This window comes from Streptomyces sp. NPDC048370 (assembly GCF_043200825.1).
Lineage (GTDB): Bacteria > Actinomycetota > Actinomycetes > Streptomycetales > Streptomycetaceae > Streptomyces.
Map to the genome: position 1 here is coordinate 468,525 of NZ_JBICYI010000003.1, position 12,876 is coordinate 481,400.

At 68.7% G+C, this 12,876-nt stretch carries 19 protein-coding genes; 12 read left to right on the plus strand and 7 right to left on the minus strand.

Annotated elements, in window-relative coordinates; all coding sequences use genetic code 11:
- Window positions 1–20: 20 nt before the first annotated feature.
- From ACGFYP_RS09505 to ACGFYP_RS09535, 7 genes are all read right to left on the minus strand, one after another.
- Window positions 21–1,787 carry an RNase A-like domain-containing protein gene (locus ACGFYP_RS09505; RefSeq protein WP_393488413.1) on the minus strand — a complete coding sequence of 589 codons (1,767 nt, stop codon included), beginning with the start codon at window positions 1,785–1,787 and terminating at the stop codon, window positions 21–23.
- Window positions 1,787–2,092 carry a WXG100 family type VII secretion target gene (locus ACGFYP_RS09510; protein WP_393488415.1) on the minus strand — a complete coding sequence of 102 codons (306 nt, stop codon included), beginning with the start codon at window positions 2,090–2,092 and terminating at the stop codon, window positions 1,787–1,789. Before ACGFYP_RS09510 ends, ACGFYP_RS09505 begins: the two co-directional genes overlap by 1 nt.
- 16 nt (window positions 2,093–2,108) lie before the next feature.
- The gene (locus ACGFYP_RS09515; RefSeq protein WP_393488417.1) at window positions 2,109–2,510 is read right to left on the minus strand and encodes a WXG100 family type VII secretion target; all 402 of its coding nucleotides are present in this window, start codon (window positions 2,508–2,510) and stop codon (window positions 2,109–2,111) included.
- 302 nt (window positions 2,511–2,812) lie between these two features.
- Window positions 2,813–2,998 carry a hypothetical protein gene (locus ACGFYP_RS09520; protein WP_393488420.1) on the minus strand — a complete coding sequence of 62 codons (186 nt, stop codon included), beginning with the start codon at window positions 2,996–2,998 and terminating at the stop codon, window positions 2,813–2,815.
- A 5-nt stretch (window positions 2,999–3,003) separates the two neighbouring features.
- Complete coding sequence (locus ACGFYP_RS09525) at window positions 3,004–3,243, minus strand: DUF2188 domain-containing protein (protein ID WP_393488424.1); 240 nt, start codon at window positions 3,241–3,243, stop codon at window positions 3,004–3,006.
- An 808-nt stretch (window positions 3,244–4,051) separates the two neighbouring features.
- A complete protein-coding gene (locus ACGFYP_RS09530) occupies window positions 4,052–4,807 on the minus strand; it encodes a protein phosphatase 2C domain-containing protein (protein WP_393488427.1) in 756 nt (251 codons plus the stop codon).
- A gap of 58 nt (window positions 4,808–4,865) precedes the next feature.
- Window positions 4,866–5,702 carry a sigma-70 family RNA polymerase sigma factor gene (locus ACGFYP_RS09535; protein WP_393488430.1) on the minus strand — a complete coding sequence of 279 codons (837 nt, stop codon included), beginning with the start codon at window positions 5,700–5,702 and terminating at the stop codon, window positions 4,866–4,868.
- Window positions 5,703–5,868: 166 nt separating this feature from the next.
- On the opposite strand from ACGFYP_RS09535, the gene ACGFYP_RS09540 reads away from it, so the two are divergent.
- From ACGFYP_RS09540 to ACGFYP_RS09595, 12 genes are all read left to right on the plus strand, one after another.
- Complete coding sequence (locus tag ACGFYP_RS09540) at window positions 5,869–6,198, plus strand: hypothetical protein (protein ID WP_393488433.1); 330 nt, start codon at window positions 5,869–5,871, stop codon at window positions 6,196–6,198.
- Window positions 6,199–6,200: 2 nt separating this feature from the next.
- The gene (locus ACGFYP_RS09545) at window positions 6,201–7,559 is read left to right on the plus strand and encodes an FtsK/SpoIIIE domain-containing protein (protein WP_393488436.1); all 1,359 of its coding nucleotides are present in this window, start codon (window positions 6,201–6,203) and stop codon (window positions 7,557–7,559) included.
- Window positions 7,560–7,636: 77 nt separating this feature from the next.
- Entirely contained in the window at window positions 7,637–8,296 is a 660-nt protein-coding gene (locus tag ACGFYP_RS09550; RefSeq protein WP_393488438.1) for a DUF2637 domain-containing protein, read from the plus strand.
- Window positions 8,297–8,315: 19 nt separating this feature from the next.
- Complete coding sequence (locus ACGFYP_RS09555; RefSeq protein ID WP_393488440.1) at window positions 8,316–8,504, plus strand: mobile element transfer protein; 189 nt, start codon at window positions 8,316–8,318, stop codon at window positions 8,502–8,504.
- Between the two features lie 16 nt (window positions 8,505–8,520).
- Entirely contained in the window at window positions 8,521–8,679 is a 159-nt protein-coding gene (locus tag ACGFYP_RS09560) for a hypothetical protein (RefSeq protein WP_393488442.1), read from the plus strand.
- Window positions 8,680–8,690: 11 nt separating this feature from the next.
- A complete protein-coding gene (locus ACGFYP_RS09565; protein ID WP_393488444.1) occupies window positions 8,691–9,020 on the plus strand; it encodes a SpdD-like protein in 330 nt (109 codons plus the stop codon).
- A gap of 5 nt (window positions 9,021–9,025) precedes the next feature.
- A complete protein-coding gene (locus ACGFYP_RS09570; protein WP_393489172.1) occupies window positions 9,026–9,574 on the plus strand; it encodes a GGDEF domain-containing protein in 549 nt (182 codons plus the stop codon).
- A gap of 93 nt (window positions 9,575–9,667) precedes the next feature.
- The gene (locus tag ACGFYP_RS09575) at window positions 9,668–9,850 is read left to right on the plus strand and encodes a hypothetical protein (protein WP_393488447.1); all 183 of its coding nucleotides are present in this window, start codon (window positions 9,668–9,670) and stop codon (window positions 9,848–9,850) included.
- Window positions 9,851–9,855: 5 nt separating this feature from the next.
- On the plus strand, window positions 9,856–10,080 hold the full coding sequence (locus ACGFYP_RS09580) for a hypothetical protein (protein ID WP_393488449.1): 225 nt from the start codon (window positions 9,856–9,858) through the stop codon (window positions 10,078–10,080).
- A gap of 5 nt (window positions 10,081–10,085) precedes the next feature.
- Entirely contained in the window at window positions 10,086–11,474 is a 1,389-nt protein-coding gene (repSA, locus tag ACGFYP_RS09585) for a replication initiator protein RepSA (protein ID WP_393488452.1), read from the plus strand.
- Window positions 11,467–11,682: an excisionase family DNA-binding protein gene (locus tag ACGFYP_RS09590; RefSeq protein WP_393488454.1), complete on the plus strand. Its 216-nt coding sequence runs from the start codon at window positions 11,467–11,469 to the stop codon at window positions 11,680–11,682. The genes repSA and ACGFYP_RS09590 overlap by 8 nt, the downstream gene beginning before the upstream one ends.
- Window positions 11,682–12,827 carry a tyrosine-type recombinase/integrase gene (locus ACGFYP_RS09595; RefSeq protein ID WP_393488457.1) on the plus strand — a complete coding sequence of 382 codons (1,146 nt, stop codon included), beginning with the start codon at window positions 11,682–11,684 and terminating at the stop codon, window positions 12,825–12,827. Before ACGFYP_RS09590 ends, ACGFYP_RS09595 begins: the two co-directional genes overlap by 1 nt.
- Window positions 12,828–12,876 lie beyond the last annotated feature (49 nt).

Here is a 12,876-nt window from a genome sequence, read left to right on the forward strand (position 1 = left end):
CGGCCTTTCTCAGTGGGGCGCTAGGACTTCGAAGGCATCGAGGTCATGACGGTGAAAGGCGGGGTGCGGCTGCTGTCGTACCGAATCCGCGTGTCGATGCCGGTGACGTCGTACGCCTTGGCGTCCATGCCGCCCCGCTTGTATCCGGACAACGGGTCCTGGTCGTCGATCGGCTGCTTGTTCACGCTCTTGCCACTCGTCTCGCCGTTCGGAGCGGTTGCGTGGAAGTCTTGGACCATTCCTTCCTGCGGCGGGGGAGGGCCCTTGATCCACGCATCGATGGCGGCCTTGTTCTGGTTGAGGTTGTACTCGGTCAGTTCCTCCGCCCGCCGGTAGTTCGGGAATGCGGAAGAACCGCTGGGCTTCGGCTTGCCGTGCGGCCACGCCACGGTTGGGTGGCCCGACTGCTGGTCACGCAGGCGCTGCGCGAGCTGCTCGTCGGTCTTGCCGACGTGTTTGTCCAGGGTATGTCCGCCCGCCATGTACTCGTTGGCCGCGAGGTTCAGGTCGTAATTGCCCTTCGAATCAACCTTCAGCCAGAGCTGCGAGTCCTTGAACTCCTCAAGAGCTCGCGCCCCGAAGCCGTGGCCACGGGCGACGCCGGCCTCGAATTTGGGTGCGCTCAGGTACGCCTCGTCCAGAGGGCCCTCGAGTGCCTCCATACGAGTGGTGAGCCCCGCCAGGATGCCGGTGTACGTGTCGACGATCCGGTTCAGCTTGGCCGTGTCGATGTTCAGCACGGTCTTGACGTCGAAGGAAAGGATCAGGCCCGCACCCTTGCCGATCACGGACGTGACGGTACCGAGGAGACTCTTGGGGTCCTTGGGCTTCGCGAGGTCCTCGACGATCTCCTTGGCGGCTTTCAGCATCGCACGCTGGAGTTCGTCCGCGACATCGCGGTTCAGGTCGACGGCGGCTTCCGCGTACTCGCGCAGGATGGTGGCGATGTTGTCGGCCGTGTCTTTCAACACGGCCATCACCGGCTCGCTGCCCGTCGGTACGTGGGGGGTGCCCTGGCCCGAGTTGGCCGTCTGCGCCCACTGGTAGCCGTGCCGCTGCTGCCCCCACGCGGTTGCGCCCCACAGAGCTCCGCAGAAGGTCCGCATGGCGGCTTCCCAATCGGCCTGCTGGTGGTTGGTGATGGTGCCCACGGCTTGGGTGAGCTGGTCCGCCACCGTGGCCCCCGTGATGGACACGTTCATCCAGCTGTGGCACAGGGAGTTCAGGTAGTGCTGCTGTGGGAAGGGGTGGACGTCCGCCACCCGGCCGACCCGGAAGACGTGCTTGCACAGCGGCTGTAGTACGTCCCGGACGATCTCGGGGATGCCTTCCATCAGGCCACGCAGGATGTCGTCGCCGCCGTCGTCGTCCCCCCATTTGATGTCGGGCACGGAGCCGAAGTTCGGCTCCTTGTCGATGACGGTGGGTCGCGGGCGTTGTTCGGGTGTTGTCCCCGGCTTGGGATGGGCCGCCGCGTCGGCCTTGGTGTAGGCGTTGGCCGTCTCGGTGAATCCGACGGCGACGCCGCCGACACTGAGCACGGACCGGGCCCAGACCTCCAGCCAGCGGTCGCCGACCTTCTTGTACGCCTGGGCGAAATTCCGCGCCTCGGTGCCGGCGCCCCCGGCATCGGGGTACTTGCCCAGCTCCTTCAGGAGCCTGTTGGCACCGCGAACAAGGAAGTCCTGTTGCACGGCGACCCGTCCGGAGACCGCCCAGAGGTCCCTGGGCTTGACGTCGATGATGCCGCTGCCGCTCGGCGGTTGCGCCGGGGAGGGACCGACCATCAGGCGCCGCCTCCCCAGCCTTCGAGTACAGACCGGTTGGCCGCGGCGTAGTTGAGGTGTCCCTTGACCACCACCTCGTGAAGCCACGCCTGGGCGGCCTTGAGGTCGTCGGCCGAGTGGCTCCACTTGTCCAGCTCGTCGATGAAGGCTTCCCGCGCCTCGCCGTCCCAGCTCAAGACGGCTTTGGCGGCTCGCCCGTACAGGGTGTCCAGCTTCTCGTTGAGGACGCGGAGGATCTCCTCCAGGTCTCCCGAGAGACGCTGCAGGGTGGTGAAGTCGACGGTGATCCGGTCGTCGTCCGTCATGGCGTACCCCCGTGGTTCAGATGTCCAGAAGTCGGCTCTTCGGCCGGGCCTCGTCCGGTGCGGGCCCCGGGTCGGGCACGGTGAGGGCCCGGGCGGCGGCGGCCACGTCCTGTCCCTCCTGAATCCTCCGGAACCGTGCCAGGACGTCGAGTTCTTGCTCGGTAAATCCGTCGCGCGAGGCGCGCATGGCGGCTTCGAGGAGGACCATCACCTGACGGATGCGTACAGCGTCCTCAGCGGCACCGCGGTGCAGGGAGCGATACGCCGTGGCCGTGGGTCCCTGCCAGCCTGCGGCGATCCTGTCGACGACCGCGTCCATCCTGCGGATCTGCTGCTCTAGATAGCCCTGCATCTCGTCGAGGTCGTCCGCCAGTCTCGTGAGACTGTCCTCCGAGACACCCAGATCGGCGTTCCCCACCCTGAGCCCCCGCTCGTCGCGACGTTCGCAAGAACCTCAACATACGAATGCTGAGCCTAGCGGGTAACGACGAAGCCCCAGGTCATTGACCTGGGGCTTCGTCGAAGAGCGGATGACGGGAATCGAACCCGCGCTATAAGCTTGGGAATCACCGATCTCCGAGGGTCCAGCAGGGCTCTGAGCAGGGTAAACGGGTGCCATGGGGAACCTTAAGGCTTCCCATGGCACCCGCCGTTTACCGCTGTTCCCCGTCCCGTCTGGCACGGGAGTGGCACGGAGCGCTTAAGTCGCCGACCCGTACGTCACCGGATGGCCAGCTCGGTCAACTCGATGTTCCAGACTCGATCGGCCCGAACTCTGAGGACAGTCGTTCGCCCCCCGTCCGCAGAGCGTCCGAAGAAGTCGACGAACTCCCCGACAGTCATGAAGTCGGTGGCTGCGACCGTGCGTTGGTCGTCGTACCCTTTGTTGATCGTGTAGGTGTTCACCGAGATCAGCCCTTCGACCGCTTCGGGTCGCTGCCGGGGGCAACGGTGTTCTGCTCGCGCACCTGGCCATTCTTCCCCCGGATGCGTACTTCCCCGCCTCCGTCGTTGCTCAGGATCTCCTTGGCGCGGGCGATGGCCTGTGCCTGTGTGGGGAGGACGGCGCTAGCCCGCTCAGAGCCGGGCTTGGTTACAGCCCAGCCCTCTTCGCGCGGGGATACGTCTCTGGTGTTCGGCCGGTCTGCCACGGCAGTTCCTTTTCCGAGGTCTACCGCGCAGGCCCGCCACCTTGGAAGAACTGGAAGATGTCGGTAGGGTCCAAGGGCGCGACCAACGCACTAGGTCCCATGCCACGCGTCCGACCTCAATCGGGCCCCTTGGCTGGGGCCTGCTTTGGTTTGACGAGATAAGTGAAGCACCTCCGACTGCCCGTCAGCAAGCAACACCCCAAGATGTGGGGTCTGGGCGCTCGGCGTTCCACAACATGTGGACCTCGTGGGCATGGGTCAGCAACAGGGTACTGCTCCCCACTGACAACTCCGGGTGCGTCACCCGTGGCTGGTGGGTGGTCAGGCCTTGTGCCCGGGGGTGCGCATCCGGTTCCCACCACTCACCCCAAACTTCCATCCCGTCTGCCATCGACCCACACGTACGTGGAGCTGGCGCGGTGCCGGGCGTCCAGGTGGAGCGCGCCACTGTACGAACGACCTGGACGCCCGGTGCCGTGTCTGCTCGGCTTGTCCTGGGTCGATGGCAGACGGGATGGAAGTTCCCCGCCTCAGCACCCCACCGGCCGGCACCCGTGCACGGTGCCCCCGCCATCCCGGAGCCTGAGGCCCCCGCCGGAGGCATGTCCGTGACCGTTGGAACCAGAGGCCGTTGGGGCTCGACTCATGCCCTTGGGCCTATCCCGTCTTGCAGGGGCGGGCGTCGGCGCAGCGGGGGCGGAGCGGGCCGAAGGCAGGAGCGGCGCCCCGAGCGGAGCCGGGAAGCCCGCCCGGCGGAGCGGAGCGCAGCCGGGTGCTTGATGAGGTAGAGAAACCTGTAACAGCTCCCCTACGGGCAGATGTACGCGATCGTCGCGTCGTCGTGCTGCTTGCTCCGGGGCCATTGGCTGAGGTCGGGGTCGGACCGCTCCGCTTCGCGGACCTGCCGGATCACGTTGTCGGGGCCATTGTGGGCGAGTAGGTCCAGACAGCCCCGCCAGTCGGTCGCATGGAACGTGGTCACGAGTCGCGCTGCGCCGTCGCTCAGCAGGGCCGCTGCCTGGACACCGGATGCGCTCTCCGCGCCGGTGAGGGCCTCGGTTGCTGCTGCCGGGTCTGCCGCTGCTACCCAGTATCCGCCTGGCGTGTTGCGGAGACTGCGTTCCTCTCTGACGAGGGCCTGATGGGCTTCTCTCTCTGCTTCCGACCCAGGAGCTGCCGCCGCGAGAGCCTCGCGGGCTTGTTGTGCCACGTGGGCAAGACGATCGTCTGTCGTGCTCGTGACGACGTCATCGCTGTCCACGAGGACCGTGCAGTCCCCCAGGACCAACCATTCGAAGAGGTCGCCTCGCATCCGGGCGATGGCCACCGTCGCGGATGGCGAGAGTGGATCATCGACGGCGCAGGTGTCCCGGTGCAGAGCAGCCGTGGACTCGATGGCCACGGCAAGGCACTCGGCGAGTGGACACTCCTGTCTGGCGGCCTCGGTGTGGAGGCGGGTGCCCAACTGGCTTACGTACCAGGCGACTCCGTGAGTGCACCCCGATTCCATGCCGGGCGCCATGCCGGCACCGTCCAACACCACGACCACAGTGGGGCTGGACATTGCGAAGTCCTCGTTCGCCCCATGGGGTCGCGCGTAGCTGGCCTGGCGTACGCGCACGTTAGGCGGTCTCGTGGATCAGGACGTCGCTCAGGGCCCGACTGCCGGTGATCGCCTTGGTGCCCGGCTCGTAGTCGGCGGTGACCACCATGGAGAACGGGGCGGTACCCGCCTCCTTGTAGAGGCTGGCGATGCTCTCGGTGAGGAAGTGGGCCACACCCAACGAGCCCACGGCGTGAACGCCTGCGATGAGAAGGAAGGTGCCCTTCCCGTCGGGTCTGGGCAGTCGGCCGAGATAAGCGATGTCCGCGGGTGTCGGGTCTTCGGGGCTGTCGCTGGGGGAGGTGTGAACCGTGCCGCTTCCCCGCTCGATCAGGGCCCAGCGTCCGTCGGGCAGGGTCTCGAAAGCCAACCTTGGATCGTTGCCCAGAGCCTCGGCGGTGACGGGCGACGTCTTGGGTCCGCAGACGACGATGAGGTCATCGCGGTTGAGGTCGATCTCGCCTGAGGTCGGGATGTAGCCCAGATCCCCTTCGAGCTGGAGCTGATGCGCCAGTGCCAGCAGCTTCTGACCCGTGGAGCTGTCTTCGAGTGCCACGTAGTCCCGCTCCCCCGGCCGCATGGGGACGAGTACCTGTACGTCCTGGGTGCCGAGGAACACTCGCTCCGGCGGCGGGCCGGCGTCACGGAGCTGCGCAACGCGCGCCCGGCTGACGCCCATGAGCTTCGCCACGTCCGCCATCGAGCGCCCGTGATCACGAAGCCACGCGATGCTCTCCTTGCGCATGCGGGAGGTCTCGACAACGGCGGCCTGGAGCTCCCCCATCAGGTCCACGGCGGCCTTCACGCGGAGCGCGTGATCTTGCATGGCGGCGACGCGCCGCACTTCGTCAATCACGGCGAACACCTCGCGAAAGCGGACGGGGAACTGTCTTCATACCCGACATGCTAAGGGGGGCTTGACACCTCGCACCAGTCGCGTGCATCTTAGGTGGTAACCCCCCCTTAACGGAGCGGGGGTTCGACGCTCGGGCTGTTAAGCCCCCCTTACCGGGAGAGTGGACATGCCGTCCTTCAAGATCGACCTTTCGACTGCCGTGGTCTTCGTCGCGACCGCGCCGACTCCGAAGCTCGTGAGCAAGCAGACCGGTGAGCGCGCCATGGACCGGGAGACCGGTGCCGGGCTGTCCACGGTGGGCCTGCTGATCTCGGACGAGGGTGAGGGCAACCTCTACCAGGTGACCGTTCCGGAGACCGGGCTTCCCGACGGTCTGGCGCCGGGCATGCCGGTGTCGGTGATCGGCCTCAAGGCTCGGGACTGGGAGAACACGTTCAACGGCCAGGCCCGGCACGGCATCTCGTTCCGTGCCGTCGCCCTCACGGCTGGGGTCTGAACATGACGGATCTGTCGACGTTATGGGAGGTCGGCCTCCCTCTGGCCGGCGCCGCCGGTGGCCTCGGCTACGCGAAGGTTCGTGCCCCGCGCCTGTACTGGTCGCTGGTCGGACTGCCGGTCGCCCAGGCGCGGTTCGCGATGACGTACCGCTCCACGATGGACGTCTGCGGGCTGACGGTGCAGCCGTCCCGACTGCGGGCGTTCATGGTCCGCAACGTCGCCCGCCGCAGTGACGTGCAGCCGGTGCCGCCGAAGGTCCGGCGGGTGCGGGGTTCCTCGACCGGTATGCGGGTCACGCTCCGCCTCCCCGCCGGTCTTGAGCCCGCCGACGTGGTCGCTGCGTCCGAACGGCTGCGGCACGCCTGGGGTGTCCACTCGGTCAACCTGGTGGAGACCAAGCCGGGGTTCGTCGAGCTGAGGATGACCGGCTACGACGTTCTGCGTCGGGTGAAGATGCCGCGCCGCAGAACGTCGGGCCCGATGACGGTGCCGGTCGCGCTGCGGGAGGACGGCACGGCATTCGTACGGGACTACCTGAAGGTCCCTCACGCGCTGACGCTCGGCGCGAACCAGTCGGGCAAGTCCATGTACCAGCGCAACCTGATCGCCGGACTCGCCCGGCTGCCCGTCGCCCTCGTCGGGATCGACTGCAAACGGGGAGTCGAACAGCGCGGATACGCGCCCCGGCTGTCGGCCTTCGCGACCTCACCCGAGGAAGCCTCCGGGCTCCTGGATGCGCTGGTGAGTGAGATGGAAGCCCGCTTCGACCTGCTCAGCGAGTTCGGCGTCGCCGATGTGTGGGCTCTGCCTGAGCAGGTGCGGCCCGTGCCGGTCGTGCTCCTGGTGGACGAGGTCGCGGAGCTGTTCCTCATCACAGGAAAGAAGGACGAGGGACGCCGGGACCGGATGGTTACGCAGATGATTCGCCTTGGGCAGCTGGCCCGTGCGGCCGGCATCTTCCTGGAGGTCTGCGGCCAGCGGTTTGGCTCCGACCTCGGCAAGGGCGCCACCACGCTGCGTGCCCAGCTCACCGGCCGGGTCGTCCATCGTGTCAACGACAAGCAGACCGCTGAAATGGGCTTGGGCGACATTGCCCCGGACGCGGTGGTGGCAGTGACGACGATCCCGCCGGACCGGCCCGGTGTCGCGGTGGCCGGTGACTCCTCCGGCGGCTGGTCCCGCATTCGTACACCCGAGTTGAGCGCGGCCGACGCTGCCGCGACCTGTGTCCAATACGCGCATCTGACGCCGGACGTTCCGGCCCTCGCCGCGTACCGGCCGGTGGCCCCCACCCCGGCCTCCGCCGAGTCCGTCGAGCTGCCCGTGCCGCTGGTGAAGCCGATTCCGGCGACGGACTGACACCCCCTTCCCTCCCGGTCGGCGTGACCTCCTCACGCCAGGTCCTTACCCGACCCATGCCTGAAAGGAGGTGAACCATGTTCCGAACCCTCCGGTTCGACGCCGTGCTCATCCAGGCCGTCATTGCTGGGGCCCTGTCCTTCTCCCACTTGCACGACCTGGCTCAGGCCGCCGGGCAGGACGGCTGGAAGGCGTGGGCCTACCCGGTCAGTGTCGACCTGCTGTTGGTCGCCGCCTGGCGCCGGATGCGCACGGACGGGGGCAACCGCGATGCCTGGCTCTGGTTCGCCATCGCCCTCGTTGCCTCGCTCGGCGCCAACGTCGCCACCGCCGGAATGCTCGACATGAACGACGTTCCCCCGTGGCTGCGCATCCTGGTCGCCGGGTGGCCCGCGCTCGCCTTCCTCGGCGGCACGCTCCTCGCCCACGCACACGCCCCAGTGCCAAAGCCGGAACCGGCGCCCGTAGAGGAGTCCGCGCCGGATCTGACCGTGGAGCGCGCTCCGGAACCGGCGCCCGAGCTGCCGCCGGCCGGTCCGTCCCCGCAGGAAGTAGCGCCGGATCATGCCTCGTTGGCGCCCACCGTGCCCGTTCCACCCGCACTGCTCGACCACGCCCGGAAGATCGCGGACGCCCACCGTGCCCAGACCGGCGCTCCGATCGACGCGGCAACCCTCCGCGCTCGCCTCGGTCTTTCCGCCGCGCTGGCGGACTCGATCGCCCTTCAACTCGCCTGACACGAAAGGAGAAAGACCCATGCGCCCGAACCGCTTCCACAACGTGATCCGCATCGGCCCCGTACAGGTCGGCACCCTCAACGACGGCCGGGGCCTCACCAAGCACACCGCCGTGTGCACCGCCCCCGGCTGCGACTTCTCGGCCGACTACAACACCCGTGCCGCCGCCGAACTCGCCGCCCGCACCCACCGCTGCAACCCGCGCTGACCAAGGAGACCGCCTCGTGGACGTCCCGCTCTGGCTCGCCCTGATCCTCGTCGGCGCCCTCGGCATCAAGCTCATCCGCCCGCCCTGGTGGCTCGTCGCCTTGATCCTCCTCGGCGGCTACCTCCTCGCCGACAGCTTCCTCGCCCCCGCCATCGACACCGCGATCACCAAGTAGGGAGACCCGCCATGTTCCGACCGCACGTCCCGGTCAACCCGCTCCCGACCGGCCTCGTCAGCCCGCTCATCCAGTTCACCGCCCCCGCGACCACCGTCGAGCCGATGGCCTGCAACCACGACCACACCTCCGCCCCGGTGCCGGTCGCCACGTCGCGCTCCACGGTCCAGCTCACCCCCGGCAGCGCGATCGCCCTCGCGGCTGGCGGTGGTGCCGTGGTCCTGGTCGTCGGCACCGTCCTCGTCTCGCTGCTCCTCGCCGTCACCATCACCGGCGTCTCCGTCGCCCTGGTCGCCGTCGTCCTGCGGCTGCTCATCCGCGACATGCAGAAGGGCCGGTGACCAACGTGGACACGCAGACGATCGCAGCGGCAGGCTTACCGGCCCTCGGGTGGGCCCTGCACGGCGGACTGCTCTGGCGCCGCCTGGCCACCGCTCGCCGGGACCCGCTGACCGGCCTGCACACCCGTGCCGGTTGGACCTCCCGCGCCGACCACCTCATCACCCGGCACCCGAATGCCCTCGTGGTCCTGGTCGACCTGGACAACTTCAAGGCCATCAACGACACCCACGGCCACGCCGCCGGAGACACCGTGCTCACCGCGACGGCCGACCGCCTCACCGCTTGGTGCGGACGCCACGGCACCGTTGCCCGCCTCGGCGGAGACGAGTTCGCCGCCATCGTCACCGACCCCGCGCACACCGCCGGCCTTCCGGCCCTCCGCGCCGCGCTGGACCAGCCGGTCACACACCAGGGCCACACCCTGCGGGTCTCCGCGTCGGTCGGGCACTGCCACCGCGAACACCTGCCGATCCCGGCCCTCACCGATGCCCTCTCGACGGCTGACGCCTCGATGTACGCGGCCAAGGGCCACGGCAGGCGCCACACACGCTGAGCGGCCCCCGGAGCGGCCTCGGTCGCCAAACTTCCGCCGCCCCGGGCGCCTCAACCCCACTTCAGATCCAACGGACCCGAAAAGGGAAAGCCCATGATGCCCCAGCCCCTGACCCCGCGCGTCTGCTCCCACTGCGACGGCTTCCCCGTCGTCCACATCACCACCGGCACCACCAGTCCGAACGGGAGTCGCCGCACCTTTCCGGCCACCTGCCCGGCCTGTAAGGGCACCGGCACCCGCACCACGTCGGCCCCGCTCGTGTCGGCCGGGTGGTGACCGGCATGAACCATCTCTCCATCTCTGGACACCTGACGCCGGAGACTCGCTGCCGTGTCACCCGCTTCCCCGACAGCTCCCGCCCCTTCGTCAGCCTCCGGGTCGAGGGCGAAGCGATCGAAATCGCGTTCCTCGCCTCTCCCGGCTCCGCCGAGTCCCTGCGTGCCCTCGCAGCTGCCGCGACCGAAGCCGCCGCCGCTCTCGACACCCTCACCGCGCACGGGAAGTGACCACCTTGACCGACGCCCCCACCCTGGCGGGCCTGGACCCGGCCACCCTGAGCGACCTGCTCCGGCTGGCCGGGTCCTCCGGCTTCGACCGCCTCACCGACCAACTCCGCCGCACCCAGGGATGCGCCGCGCCCATCCGCCTCTCCGGCGGCACCAAGACCCTCGACCCCGCCACACGGACCGTGCTCCACGCTTACACGACCGACGCCGAGCCCGGCGGGGTCCTGCGTGTGGCCTGCGGCAACCGCCGGGCCTCCCGCTGCCCCGCCTGCGCCTGGACCTACGCCGGGGACACCTACCACCTGATCCGTGCCGGACTCGTCGGCAACCCGGACAAGGGCACCCCTGAGACGATCCGCGATCACCCTCGCGTCTTCGCCACACTCACCGCCCCGTCCTTCGGCCCGGTCCACAACCGCCCCGGAACCCGCCCATGCCGCTGCGGCACCTGGCACCAGGAGGACGCGCCCGAACTCAGCACCCCGCTCGACCCGGAGACGTACGACTATGCCGGGGCGGTGCTGTGGAACAACCACGCCTCCGAACTGTGGCGCTACTTCACGATCTACCTCCGCCGCGAAATCGCCCGCCGCGCCGGCCTCACCCAGACCGCCGCCCGCGACCAGTCCCGCGTCTCCTTCGGCAAGGTCGCCGAGTACCAGAAACGCGGCGCCGTCCACTTCCACGTCGTCATCCGATTCGACGGGCCCGACGGCCCCCACACCGCACCCCCGGCCTGGGCCACCCTCGACCTCCTGACGGACGCCATCAAGGCCGCCGCCGCCCGCGTCCACGTGCCCGTGCCCGCCGCGCCCGAGTACGGCGTGGACCAGGACGTGAAGCTCACGTGGGGCAGTCAGCTCGACGTTCAGCCCATCGGCGCCTTCGGCCAGGGCGAAGACCTCACCGAACAGGCCGTGGCCGCCTACGTCGCGAAGTACGCCACGAAGTCCGCCGAGAACACCGGAGCCGTCGACCACCGCGTGGGCAACAAGGAAGCCCTGATCCTCCTCGACGTCCCGGACCACCCCCGACGCCTCATGGAAGCCTGCATGGACCTCGATCCGGCCTACCCGGACCGGAGACTCCGCGCCTGGGCCCACATGCTCGGCTTCCGCGGCCACTTCTCCACCAAGTCCCGCCGCTACTCCACCACCCTCGGCGCCTTACGCCAGGTCCGCGCCGACTACCGCGCTGCCCAGCAACGCGCCTCCCTCGGCCTGCCAGACCCCGATGAACACCCGGAGTCCACCGTCCTCGTGGTCGCCCACTGGAGCTACGCGGGACAGGGCTCCACCCCAGGCGAGTCCTGGCTCGCCGCCAACATCCGCCGCGACATCCAACACAACCGCGAAATCGCCCGCGAAGAACTCATGGGGGAACGAGATGAGTGATCGATACCTGTCCGTCGTCCAGGTCGCCGAACTGCTCGGCACCACGGTCCGGTTCCCTCGGCGTCTGGTGGCTGAGCGGCGCATCCGGTACGTGAAGGTCGGGACACACGTGCGCATCCCGGAGAGCGCCGTTCAGGAGTACATCGACGCCCACACCGTCGAGCCCGCCCGTCCCCGTGCCCGCTCGCGTTTCGGGAGGGCTGCCTGATGGCCAACAGCCGTGGTCGGCGCCGCCGGTTCGGAGCGATTCGCAAGCTGCCCTCGGGCCGGTTCCAGGCGAGGTATCCCGGGCCGGACGGCGTGATGCGGCCGGGGCCCGACACATTCGCCACCACTCGGGACGCGGATGACTGGCTCGCCGAGAAACAGACCGAGATCAAAAAGGGGGACTGGCGGGACCCGGATGCCGGGGCGGTGAGCTTCGCGGAGTACGCGCTCCAGTGGGTCGAGGAGCGCGACCTGGAGGAGACGACCGAGGAGCTGTACCGGCGGCTGCTCCGGCTGCATCTCCTGCCGACATTCGAGGACATCGACCTGGACGAGATCACCCCGCCTCGGGTGCGTACTTGGCGTGCCGAGCGTCTGAAGTCCACGGGCCCGACGACCGTCGCCAAGTCGTACCGGCTGCTCAAGGCCATCATGGAGACCGCCACAGACGACGAGCTGATCCGGCGCAACCCGTGCCGGATCCCAGGGGCGGGCAAGGAGACACCGCGAGAGCGGCCCACCGCCACCGTGGACCAGGTCGACGCCGTCGCCAAGGCCATAGGGCCGCGCTGGCGCCTCATGGTCTACATCGCGGCCTACGGTCCCGCCCGGCCCGAGGAGCAGGCAGGACTTCGGCGCCCGGACGTCGACCTCGCCAACGTCGGAGTCTGGGTCCGCCGCGCCGAGCCCGAGCTCAACACCGGCCGCCGTGCGCCCGGCGACACCAAGAGCGAGGCGGGCAAGCGCTTCATCGTCCTGCCGGCCTTCATGGCGAAGGACCTCAAGACGCACATGTACCTCTACGCCGAGCAAAAGCCCGACGGGCTGCTCTTCGTGGGGGAGCGGGGTGCCCCCTTCCGGCGTACGACGTTCGGTCGGAAGTGGAAGGAGGCGCGTAAGGCGGCTGGGCTGCCGGAGGGGTTCACCTTCTACGACCTCCGCCACACCGGCCACACGCTCTCGACGCAGTCCGGCGCCACGCTCAAGGACACGATGGTGCGCGCGGGCCAGTCCTCCGAGAAGGCGGCCATGATCTATCAGCACTCGAACCTTGAGCGGCAGAGGGAAGTGGCGGCCGGGATCGACGCCCGCGTGCAATCCCTCCGTGCCAAGGCTTCTGGCACGGATCTGGCACGGGAGCCCTAGACAGGTCTGGACAACACAAAAGCCCCGGGTCTCTGACCTGGGGCTTTGC